The following is an 11,907-nucleotide window of genomic DNA, read 5'->3' as shown; positions in this document are numbered from 1 at the left end:
GCTGCTTTCTCACACATTGGGTATTTTTGCCAACTTTAAACAAGGTAAAAAACAACGCGACTGGCTTCAACAAACGCTCGTTATTGGGTGTTAAAGTTGAGCATCGCGTTAAAAATAAGTAATTTTCCGCATTCCGCCTTTAACAAGAGTTGTTGCCCCTATCCCTTATCAGCTATGCTATGGAACCTTAGATTTCATAAACAAACTAAACGCGCTAAAGGCGTAGCTTTATTACTCACCATAGGATTATCGGTGCCATGCAAGAACAATATCGTCCAGAAGACATAGAACAACAAGTCCAGCTTCATTGGCAAGAGAAGCAAACGTTCAAAGTGACAGAAGACAGCAGCAAAGAAAAATACTATTGCCTGTCCATGCTACCTTATCCTTCTGGCCGACTACATATGGGCCATGTCCGTAACTACACCATTGGTGATGTAATTTCCCGTTATCAGCGCATGCTAGGCAAAAACGTATTGCAACCTATCGGTTGGGATGCGTTTGGTTTGCCAGCAGAAGGCGCTGCGGTCAAGAATAATACCGCCCCAGCTCCGTGGACGTATTCCAACATTGAATACATGAAAAACCAGTTAAAGCAACTGGGTTTTGGCTATGATTGGGATCGTGAAGTCACGACCTGTACGCCAGAATACTATCGCTGGGAACAATGGTTCTTCACTAAATTGTACGAAAAAGGTCTGGTATACAAAAAAACTTCCGCCGTTAACTGGTGCCCACATGATCTGACTGTTCTCGCTAACGAGCAGGTTATTGATGGCTGTTGTTGGCGTTGTGATACTCAGGTTGAGCGTAAAGAAATCCCACAATGGTTCATTAAGATCACCGCTTACGCAGAAGAGCTGCTAAACGATCTGGATAAACTGGAAGATTGGCCGGAACAGGTCAAGACCATGCAACGCAACTGGATTGGCCGTTCTGAAGGTGTCGAAATCACGTTCAATGTTGCTGACAGCCAGGAAAAACTCACCGTTTATACCACACGCCCTGATACCTTCATGGGAGTCACTTATGTCGCTGTGGCAGCGGGCCATCCTCTGGCCAAACAAGCTGCGGAAAATAATCCTGAGCTGGTGAAATTTATCGACGAATGCCGTAATACCAAAGTTGCTGAAGCTGATATGGCAACGATGGAGAAAAAAGGCATGTCAACTGGCATGTTTGTCATTCATCCATTGACCAATGAAAAGCTCGCTATCTGGGTTGCCAACTTTGTCTTGATGGAATACGGCACTGGTGCGGTAATGGCTGTTCCAGGACACGATCAACGTGACTGGGAATTTGCCACTAAATACAGCCTGCCAATAAAAGCCGTTATTCTTGACAACGATGGCAATATACCAAACGTTCAGGAAGCAGCGGTTACTGATAAAAATGCGCTGGTCAATTCCGGTGAATTCAGTGGCCTGAGCCATGAAGAAGGCTTCAATGCTATCGCAGACAAACTGGTTGCAATGGGCGTCGGACAGCGTAAAGTCAATTACCGCCTGCGTGACTGGGGCGTTTCTCGTCAACGTTATTGGGGTGCGCCAATTCCAATGGCAACACTGGAAGATGGCACTGTTGTCCCTGTTCCGGAAGATCAATTACCGGTAATTTTGCCAGAAGATGTCGTAATGGATGGGATCACCAGCCCAATTAAAGCGGATCCTGAATGGGCAAAAACGACCATTAACGGCCAACCTGCACTGCTTGAAACCGATACCTTTGATACCTTTATGGAATCCTCATGGTATTACGCACGCTATACCTGTCCAGATTATGATAAAGGCATGTTGGATCCGGCAGCGGCTAACTATTGGTTGCCAGTGGATCAATACATCGGTGGTATTGAACACGCTATCATGCACCTGATGTACTTCCGTTTCTTCCATAAATTGATGCGTGATGCTGGCATGGTCAACTCTGATGAACCTGCCAAGCGCCTGCTGTGCCAAGGCATGGTTCTGGCTGATGCCTTCTACTATACCGGCAATAGTGGTGAGAAAGTCTGGGTATCTCCAGCTGATGCCATTGTTGAGCGCGATGAGAAAGGCCGTATTGTCAAAGCAACAGATAAAGACGGCCATGAGCTGGTTTATACCGGCATGAGCAAGATGTCGAAATCCAAGAACAACGGTATCGATCCACAAATTATGGTCGATAAATACGGTGCAGATACCGTTCGTCTGTTTATGATGTTCGCTGCACCACCAGAACTGACTCTGGAATGGCAAGAATCTGGCGTGGAAGGTGCTAACCGCTTCCTGAAACGTGTTTGGCGTCTGGTTTACGAGCACAGCAACAAAGGGGCAACCCAGCCACTGGATATCAGCAACCTGACGACAGAACAGAAAGATCTGCGCCGTGATTTGCACAAAACCATTGCAAAAGTCACTGATGATGTTGGTCGCCGTCAAGCATTCAATACTGCCATTGCGGCCATTATGGAGCTGATGAATAAACTGACTCGTGCGCCACAGGAAACAGAGCAAGATCGCGCTCTGATGCAAGAAGCAGTAACAGCGATTGTACGTATGCTTTCACCGATTACACCACACGCTTGCTTTGTCATGTGGAAAGCGCTTGGTAATGAAGATGACATTGACACTGCGGTATGGCCACAAGCAGATGAGCAGGCAATGGTAGACGATACTAAACTGGTAATTATCCAAATTAACGGTAAGGTTCGTGGTCGCATCACGGTACCGGCAGATGCAACAAAAGAGTATGTCCAAGAGATGGCGATGCAAGAATACGGTGTGCAGAAATATCTTGAAGGCGTCAGTATCCGCAAAGTCATCTATGTTCCAGGTAAGTTACTGAACCTGGTTGTCGGCTGATAACAGGAGACCCTATTTGTGGTAGAAAATAATCTACGACATCATATTTGCACGTTTTTGCTCGGGTTAGCGGTGCTAGTCACCGCTGGCTGTGGTTTTCATCTTCGCGGCACAACACAAGTACCAAAGGAGCTGCAAACATTGCAATTAAGTTCTGGAGATCCTTATGGTCCTCTGGCACGAGCAGTTCGTCAGCAACTTCGGCTAAACGATGTCAAAATTGTGGAAAATGGTGATGCTTCATTACCTATCCTGAAACTGGTTAGCTCTAGTGAAAACAAAGAGACAGTTTCTATCTTTCAGGATGGTAAAGCGGCTGAGCGTCTGTTGGTACTGAATGTTGATGCGCAAGTTCTGATGCCAAATGGTAGCATCTATCCATTGCGAGCAAAGGTTGATCGTTCGTTCTTCGATAATCCTTTGGAAGCGCTGGCAAAAGATGCAGAAGATGAATTGGTTAAACAGGAAATGCGCGAACAGGCTGCTCGTCAGCTTATGCGCCAATTGTTAACCGTTCATGGCGCAGAACTCTTGAAAGCTGAAGCAAAACAAAAAGCTGCGGCTACACAGAAGCAATGATCCGACTGTATCCTGAACAACTTTTCTCGCAGCTCAATGAAGGGCTGCGAGGCAACTACCTGTTGTGGGGCAATGAGCCATTACTATTGCAGGAAAGTCAAGACAGCATCCGCAAAGTGGCTGAACAACATGGCTTTATGGAGCATTTCACCTTTACATTGGATAACCATACCGATTGGGATGAAATCTTCAGCTTATGTCAGTCACTTAGCCTGTTTGCCAGCCGTCAGTCTCTCACTCTGCTGCTTCCAGAAAATGGCCCTAATACCACAATGGCAGAGCGGCTGACCAAGCTGTCAGCGTTGCTGCATTCAGATATTTTACTGATATTGCGCGGACACAAACTGACTAAAGCACAAGAAAATAGCTCGTGGTTCAAAGCGATTGGGCAAAATGGGGTATATGTCAGTTGCTTGACACCTGAGCAAAATCGCCTGCCACAATGGGTGGCACAACGTGCCAAAAACCTGGGGCTATTACTGGAAAATGAAGCCAATCAATTACTGTGCTATTGCTATGAAGGAAACCTATTGGCAATGGCCCAAGCCCTGGAACGCCTTTCCCTGCTCTATCCCGACAATCGATTGACACTTCCTCGTGTAGAAGAAGCTGTTAACGATGCGGCTCACTTTTCTCCTTATCATTGGGTTGATGCTTTGCTGGCAGGAAAAATAAAGCGGGCATGGCATATACTGAAACAACTGCGGCAGGAAGATACCGAGACGGTTATTTTGCTCCGTACCATACAGAGGGAACTCATGCTACTGTTGGTACTTAAGCGTCAATATACGACCGTCCCTCTGAAGACTTTGTTTGATCAACACAAGATTTGGCAAAATCGTAGGGCATTGCTGTCAACTGCACTACAGCGTCTGTCACAGCGAGAACTGCAATCTGCCATACATTTGTTGACCCAGATGGAACTGCGCGTCAAACAGGATTATAGCCAATCCATTTGGGCTGACCTGGAAACGCTTTCCATGTTGTTATGCGGAAAATCATTACCAGAGAGCTTTCTGAATGCCTGAATCTACTGATCCAATCAATATCGTTCAAGATATTGACTCAACGAATATTACCCCAATCAATGCCACTGATTCTGTAACCAATGGGAATTATCCGGTTATTCAGGCTTTATTCGGTGGCACATTTGATCCCATCCATTATGGTCATTTACGTCCTGTGGAAGCATTAGCCCACCTAGTGGGACTTAAGCAGGTTATCTTATTACCGAATCACGTTCCCCCACATCGCCCTCAACCGGAGGCAACTGCCCAGCAACGATTGGAAATGGTGCGTCTGGCCGTGCGGGATAATCCTCTGTTTACTGTAGATACCCGTGAGCTAGAGCGGCAAGCGCCTTCTTACACCATAGAAACTCTGAAATCCTTTCGTCAGGAAATCGGTGAGCAACATCCATTGGCATTCATCATTGGCCAGGACTCATTACAAGCTATTCATACCTGGCATAAGTGGGAAGAATTACTCGATATTTGTCATCTGCTGGTCTGCTCCCGTCCGGGTTATCAAAGCCAACTTACGGCTCCAGGAATGCAATTGTGGCTTGAAAAGCACCAAATTGGTTCTCCACTCCCACTGAGCCAAAAACCATATGGTTATATTCATCTGGCAGCCACTCCGTTGTTAAACATTTCAGCAACGGATATCCGTCAACGTCACCAGCAAGGGATAAGCTGTGATGATTTGCTGCCCCCATCGATACAAAATTATATCGATTCACAGGGACTCTATAAGAAATAACGAAACCATGCGGTGATTTGCAGCTAACTCGCTTACTTTTATAGAGATTGGCGTGCTATTATTCTGCGTTACTTAACCAATTTGATGAAATAAAGGTGATCCTTTTGCAAGGCACAGAACTACAACAATTTGTTATTGATAGACTTGAAGATTCCAAAGCACAAGATATTGTTTCTATAGACGTTCGTGGAAAATCCAGCATTACTGACTGCATGGTTATCTGCACCGGAACATCAAATCGCCATTTGATGTCTGTGGCAGATCATCTGGTGGATGACTGCCGCCAAGCCGGCATTATGCCTTTAGGTGTTGAAGGACAAGGCATTTCAGACTGGATAGTCGTCGATCTCGGCGAAATCATGGTCCATGTGATGCAAGAAGACAGCCGTCGTATGTACGAACTGGAAAAACTCTGGAGCTGAGTTTGAAGTTACAACTGGTCGCTGTAGGAACAAAAATGCCGGACTGGGTACAGACCGGCTTTATGGATTATTTGCATCGTTTTCCCAAAGATATGCCTTTTGAGCTGATTGAAATTCCAGCGGGAAAACGGGGCAAAAATGCTGACATCAAGCGCATTCTGGAAAAAGAAGGCGAACAGATGCTGGCTGCCGTCGGTAAAGGGAATCGCATTGTGACTCTGGATATCCCTGGTTCTCGTTGGGATACCCCACAATTGGCACAACAGCTTGAACGTTGGAAGTTGGATGGCAGAAACGTCAGCCTGTTAATTGGTGGTCCTGAAGGTTTGGCCCCTGCCTGTAAAGCAGCTGCGGAACAGAGCTGGTCACTTTCTCCTTTAACCATGCCACATCCTCTTGTACGAGTTCTGGTTGCGGAGAGCCTTTATCGGGCGTGGAGCATCACTACTAACCACCCTTATCATCGGGAATAAATTGGGTAATCTGACACCGTGAATTCTGGCAATGGGATGAAGAATCAACGAACCCCTTTTCGCGATCATTCGGCTGAATCGGCCTTATTCATACGCCGCGCACTCGTGGCGTTTATAGGCATTATTATTTTAACGGGCATCCTGTTTGCCAATCTCTATCATCTCCAGATCACACGCCACGAAGATTACCAGACCCGTTCGAATGGAAATCGTATTAAGCTCGTTCCCATAGCCCCAAGCAGGGGCATTATTTATGACCGTAATGGCACACCACTGGCAGCTAACCGCACTATTTATCAGTTAGAAATCGTGCCACAAAAAGTCGCTGACCTTGATAAGACATTAAATGATCTGCGCTCCGTCGTTGGACTGACTGATGAAGATATTGAAACCTTCAAAAAAGAGCGCCAACGCGCACGCCGTTTTACCTCTATTCCGCTAAAAACCTCATTGACTCCAGTTCAGGTTGCTCGGTTCTCCGTTAACCAATACCGTTTTACGGGATTGGAAATCAAAGGATACCAACGCCGCTATTACCCTTATGGTTCCGCTCTCACTCATGTGATCGGCTATGTTGCTAAAATCAACGACAAAGATGTAGAGCGACTAGAAAAAGAAGGTATTCTTGCAGATTATGCAGCCACCCATGATATCGGAAAACTAGGTATTGAACGTTATTATGAATCCGTTCTGCATGGCAAACCGGGCTATGAAGAAGTCGAAGTCAACAACCGCGGTAAAGTGATCCGCCAGCTACATGAACAACCACCACAAGCTGGCAAAGATATTTACCTGTCCATTGACTTAGAGTTGCAAACCTATATCGAAGAGATACTGACGACCAGCCGGGCAGGTGTGGTTGTTACCGATCCCCGTACAGGGGAAGTTTTGGCTATGGTATCCAACCCAAGCTATGATCCGAATCTATTTGTCGATGGTATTTCGAGCCAGGACTATAAATCTCTGCTCAATGATCCTAATCGCCCCTTAATTAACCGTGCCACACAAGGTGCTTATCCACCAGCATCAACCGTGAAGCCTTTTATTGCCGTTGCCGCCCTTAGTAGTGATGTCATTACCAAGAACACTACTATCAATGATCCTGGGTGGTGGCAACTGCCAGGTTCAGAGAAACGCTACCGTGATTGGAAACGCTGGGGACATGGCAAGCTGAATGTGCACAAATCGATTGTCGAGTCAGCGGATACTTTTTTCTATCAACTCGCCTATGATATGGGTATCGATAAGATCTCCGAATGGATGACGAAATTCGGCTATGGTCAATTTACTGGTATTGATTTGAAAGAAGAAAATCCTGGTAATATGCCGACCCGTGAATGGAAACTTAAACGCTATAAAAAACCGTGGTATCAAGGCGATACGATTTCCGTTGGTATCGGCCAAGGATACTGGACTGCAACCCCTATGCAGATGGTAAAGGCTTTAATGATTTTGATTAATGATGGCGTAGTAAAAACACCCCATTTTTTGATGAATACGCGTGTAAATGGCGAAATGCAGCCTTACCAGCCCCCTGCCAGCGAACCGATTGGGGATATTCATTCTGGGTATTGGGAAATTGCTAAAGATGGCATGTATGGTGTTGCCAATGCGCCAAATGGCACAGCGCGTAGATCCTTTGCCGGTACGCCATATAAAGCGGCTGTTAAGTCAGGTACAGCCCAGGTTTTCAGTTATGAAACCTACAATGCAAGTAAACTTGCTGAACATCTACGTGATCATAAGCTGATGATTGCCTTTGCGCCTTATGACAACCCGACGGTTGCCGTTTCCATTATTCTTGAAAATGGTGGCGCTGGGCCGTCTGTCGGCACTATTGTGCGTCAAATTCTGGATCATATTTTACTCAGGGATAGCAAAAACACCTCTCCTGCCAGCGCCGCTGCTGAAACAGGAGTCAATACGGCCAAAACACAAGCTACCCAAAACAGAAACTATTGAGTAACATCATGACAGATTCATCAAACAAGATCCCTTTCTGGACTCGACTACATATAGATATTCCATTAGTGCTATGCGTTCTGGCATTACTGGTCTACAGCCTTTTCATTATGTGGAGCGCCAGTGGGCAAGACATGGATATGATGGAGCGGAAAATAGGACAAGTCATCATGGGTCTTATCGTGATGTTCGCCCTGGCTCAAGTTCCGCCACGCATGTACGAAAATTGGGCGCCTTACCTCTATATTGCCTGTGTTATCCTGCTCATCTTCGTTGATGTTTTTGGGCAGATCAGTAAGGGAGCGCAACGCTGGTTAGATCTGGGCATTGTACGTTTTCAGCCGTCAGAAATTGCCAAAATCGCTGTACCTTTGATGGTGGCTCGCTTTATGAACCGAGATCTCTGTCCACCTTCGCTGAAAAATACGGGCATTGCACTGGTTTTGATTTTCACCCCTACGCTACTGGTAGCAGCCCAACCGGATTTAGGTACATCTATTTTGATTGCGGCTTCTGGGATATTCATCCTATTTCTGGCGGGGATGAATTGGAAACTCATTGGCGTTGCTGTTTTGCTGCTTGCCTGTTTCATCCCAATATTGTGGTTCTTCCTGATGCATGATTACCAACGCGCCCGCGTTATGATGCTATTGGACCCAGAAAGTGACCCATTGGGCAAAGGCTATCACATCATTCAATCCAAAATTGCTATTGGTTCAGGGGGAATATTTGGAAAAGGCTGGCTACAAGGCACCCAATCGCAGTTAGAATTCTTGCCGGAACGACACACTGACTTTATTTTCGCCGTTCTGTCTGAAGAATTGGGGTTAATTGGCGTCCTGGTTTTGCTGGCACTCTACTTGCTAGTCATTATGCGTGGTCTATTTATTGCAACCAAAGCACAGAATACTTTCGGCCGAGTTATGGTCGGAGGATTAATACTGATTTTCTTTGTCTATGTTTTTGTCAATATCGGCATGGTAAGCGGTATCCTGCCGGTAGTCGGTGTTCCCCTGCCGTTGATTAGTTATGGGGGATCAGCATTAATTGTCCTAATGGCGGGGTTCGGCATTATCATGTCGATACATACGCATCGTAAATTATTGTCCAAAAGTTTATGAGGAAGAAGTTTCATGCGTCAACAGTGGCTTATACTTAGCATCGTAGCGGTACTAATGTCAGGCTGTAACATAACCGGTAACGATCAGACATCTTCTCTTCCCCCAGTTCCAACACGTGATGTTTTGGGGGCGGAGCCTCAATATGAGCCTTACCATCCAAGTGCTAACCGAGATTATCAGCGGGATGGGCAAACCTATCACATAGTGCAAGACCTTGCTCACTTTACCCAGACAGGCTATGCCAGTTGGTTCGGTGAAGAATCCAATGGAAAGCTGACAGCAATTGGTGAACGAGCGAGTCCCTATGCTTTAGCGGCAGCGCACCCGACCCTGCCTATTCCAAGTTATGTTCGTGTCACTAACTTAAGCAATGGACGCATGATGATTGTCAGGATCAATGATCGAGGCCCATACAATAAGCCTGGAAAAATCATTGAGTTATCTCATGCAGCAGCAGAGCGGCTCAATTTGATGCCACAAAGCAAAGTGAAACTGGATGGTATTCTCGTTTCACCTGACGGCTCACTTTCTGGTTTGGGAACAGAAGGATCGACGATTGTTAAACAGAGCTTTGCTTTACCTGAAAGACCTAATCTTAGTTCTCAATCATCAATGCTTCCTGCTGTAACAAGCAATTCTGCTGACGAGAAGACAGAGCAACAACCCCCCGTTGAACGGGCTACTACCTCCCCTGCACCTGAATCAACAAACGGTTACATGGTGCAAGTAGGTGCAATCAGTGCTGAACCAAAAGCCAAAGAATGGCAGCAAACCTTGAGCCAGCGCTTTAATGTTCAAGGGCGTATTATCCCATTTGGTAACGTCTATCGCGTCCAGCTTGGCCCATTCAATAACCGCCAGCAAGCTATGGAATTACAAAAGAAATTGACAGATCAGATGCAGCAATCTTCGTTTATTGTTGCTCCCTGATCCCTTAAACACAATCACGATAACGCGATAAATAACATCACCGCCTGCTGATATTTTCCTGTCAGCAGGCAGATAAATCTGCTGCACTCAGTTTTGTTTAATGTCAGCTTTTTTTTCATTTGTTATTATGTCATTTATTATCAATCCTTCTCTCACGGATGTTATCTAATCAATCATGAAATACATAGTTACTTCCCGTTTTATTAAAAGAGCCACATTAGGCATTGCTCTGGCTGCCAGCATTTCCGCATCTGCCTACGCGGATGATAATTTCAAAACCATGATCCCTGGTGTACCAGAACTGGATTCAGAAGCCTATATTCTGATTGATTACAACTCAGGAAAGGTATTAGCTGAAAAAGATGCAGATGTCCGCCGCGATCCGGCCAGTCTGACCAAAATGATGACCAGCTATGTCATTGGTCAGGCCATTAAGTCAGGAAAAATCAAACCAGATGATATTGTTACTGTAGGTAAAGATGCCTGGGCAACGGGTAATCCGGTCTTTAAAGGCTCGTCCCTGATGTTTTTAAAACCCGGTGACCAAGTTTCTGTCGCTATGCTCTCCCGCGGTATCAACTTGCAATCTGGCAACGATGCCTGTGTTGCGATGGCAGACTACGTGGCAGGAAGTCAAGATGCATTCGTTAGCTTAATGAATCAATATGTGCAAAATTTGGGGCTGAAAAATACCCATTTTCAAACCGTTCATGGCCTGGACGCCCCCGGCCAATATAGCTCTGCTCATGATATGGCATTGATTGGCCAAGCCCTGATCCGTGACGTACCGGATGAATATGCTATCTACAAAGAAAAAGATTTTACTTACAACAACATTCGTCAGCCTAATCGTAATGGCTTGTTATGGGATAAGAGCTTGAATGTTGACGGTATTAAAACGGGCCATACTAGTGGTGCGGGATATAACCTTGTTGCTTCAGCTACCGAAGGCAATATGCGCTTGATTTCTGCCGTAATGGGCAGCCCAACCTTTAAGGGACGTGAAACCGACAGCAAAAAATTATTGACTTGGGGTTTCCGCTTCTTCGAAACGGTTTCACCACTACAAGTTGGTAAAGAATTTGCGTCAGAGCCAATCTGGTATGGTGATACTGATAAAGTGCAATTGGGTGTTGACAAAAATGTTTACCTGACTATCCCCCGTGGCCGTTTGAAAGACCTGAAAGCCAGCTATGTATTGAACAATACCGAACTGCACGCACCACTCGCTAAAAATCAAGTTGTCGGAACTATCAACTTCCAGCTTGATGGTAAAACCATTGAACAACGCCCATTAGTTGTGATGCAGGAAGTCAAAGAAGGTGGCTTCTTTAGCCGTATGATCGACTATATCCGGCTGATGTTCCATCACTGGTTCGGCTAATCTCTTGAAAGCCAGATATTGAACCTATATTAATTACATACCGTTAGAAAATTACCACGCCACGGCAAATCAACCATGATGCCGTGGCAAAGATATTTTAGGAATACCCATGAAAACGAAATTAAATGAACTGCTTGAGTTTCCTTGCTCATTCACCTACAAAGTGATGGGCTTGGCTCAACCTGAGCTGGTGGATCAAGTGATTGAAGTGGTTCAGCGCCATGCCCCAGGCGATTATTCTCCAGCCGTGAAACCCAGCAGCAAAGGCAATTACCATTCCGTCTCCATTACCATCAATGCGACACATATTGAGCAAGTTGAAACGCTGTATGAAGAATTGGGGCAGTTAGAGTTGGTTCGCGTTGTACTGTAATGGTACAACCTCGATTCATTAAAATACAATGCGCTGACGTGTATCAGCGCATTGTTAATAAA

At 45.7% G+C, this 11,907-nt stretch carries 11 protein-coding genes and 1 pseudogene; all 12 read left to right on the top strand.

The window, feature by feature from the left end; all coding sequences use genetic code 11:
- Positions 1–94, top strand: a pseudogene (locus tag IQ211_RS20120) (IS982 family transposase); the annotation flags it as partial.
- Positions 95–257: 163 nt separating this feature from the next.
- The gene (gene leuS, locus IQ211_RS09535) at positions 258–2,840 is read left to right on the top strand and encodes a leucine--tRNA ligase (RefSeq protein WP_189760565.1); all 2,583 of its coding nucleotides are present in this window, start codon (positions 258–260) and stop codon (positions 2,838–2,840) included.
- An 18-nt stretch (positions 2,841–2,858) separates the two neighbouring features.
- Positions 2,859–3,419, top strand: a complete 561-nt coding sequence (gene lptE / locus IQ211_RS09530) for an LPS assembly lipoprotein LptE (protein WP_189760564.1) — start codon at positions 2,859–2,861, stop codon at positions 3,417–3,419.
- The gene (holA, locus tag IQ211_RS09525) at positions 3,416–4,447 is read left to right on the top strand and encodes a DNA polymerase III subunit delta (RefSeq protein ID WP_189760563.1); all 1,032 of its coding nucleotides are present in this window, start codon (positions 3,416–3,418) and stop codon (positions 4,445–4,447) included. Before lptE ends, holA begins: the two co-directional genes overlap by 4 nt.
- On the top strand, positions 4,440–5,180 hold the full coding sequence (nadD, locus tag IQ211_RS09520; protein ID WP_189760562.1) for a nicotinate-nucleotide adenylyltransferase: 741 nt from the start codon (positions 4,440–4,442) through the stop codon (positions 5,178–5,180). The genes holA and nadD overlap by 8 nt, the downstream gene beginning before the upstream one ends.
- Positions 5,181–5,275: 95 nt before the next feature.
- Positions 5,276–5,602, top strand: coding sequence for a ribosome silencing factor (gene rsfS, locus IQ211_RS09515; protein ID WP_189760561.1), 327 nt, complete (start codon positions 5,276–5,278; stop codon positions 5,600–5,602).
- A gap of 2 nt (positions 5,603–5,604) precedes the next feature.
- On the top strand, positions 5,605–6,075 hold the full coding sequence (rlmH, locus tag IQ211_RS09510) for a 23S rRNA (pseudouridine(1915)-N(3))-methyltransferase RlmH (protein ID WP_189760560.1): 471 nt from the start codon (positions 5,605–5,607) through the stop codon (positions 6,073–6,075).
- 36 nt (positions 6,076–6,111) lie between these two features.
- A complete protein-coding gene (mrdA, locus tag IQ211_RS09505; RefSeq protein WP_189760559.1) occupies positions 6,112–8,037 on the top strand; it encodes a peptidoglycan DD-transpeptidase MrdA in 1,926 nt (641 codons plus the stop codon).
- Between the two features lie 8 nt (positions 8,038–8,045).
- Positions 8,046–9,158 carry a peptidoglycan glycosyltransferase MrdB gene (gene mrdB, locus IQ211_RS09500; protein ID WP_189760558.1) on the top strand — a complete coding sequence of 371 codons (1,113 nt, stop codon included), beginning with the start codon at positions 8,046–8,048 and terminating at the stop codon, positions 9,156–9,158.
- A 12-nt stretch (positions 9,159–9,170) separates the two neighbouring features.
- Complete coding sequence (gene rlpA, locus IQ211_RS09495; protein WP_189760557.1) at positions 9,171–10,088, top strand: endolytic peptidoglycan transglycosylase RlpA; 918 nt, start codon at positions 9,171–9,173, stop codon at positions 10,086–10,088.
- 175 nt (positions 10,089–10,263) lie between these two features.
- Positions 10,264–11,472, top strand: a complete 1,209-nt coding sequence (gene dacA / locus IQ211_RS09490) for a D-alanyl-D-alanine carboxypeptidase DacA (protein WP_189760556.1) — start codon at positions 10,264–10,266, stop codon at positions 11,470–11,472.
- Between the two features lie 109 nt (positions 11,473–11,581).
- Positions 11,582–11,845, top strand: a complete 264-nt coding sequence (gene ybeD, locus IQ211_RS09485; RefSeq protein ID WP_189760555.1) for a DUF493 family protein YbeD — start codon at positions 11,582–11,584, stop codon at positions 11,843–11,845.
- The last annotated feature ends 62 nt before the right edge of the window (positions 11,846–11,907 follow it).

It is taken from the genome of Xenorhabdus griffiniae (assembly GCF_015163655.1).
Classification (GTDB): domain Bacteria; phylum Pseudomonadota; class Gammaproteobacteria; order Enterobacterales; family Enterobacteriaceae; genus Xenorhabdus; species Xenorhabdus griffiniae.
This window is presented reverse-complemented; position numbering and strand designations above follow the sequence as displayed.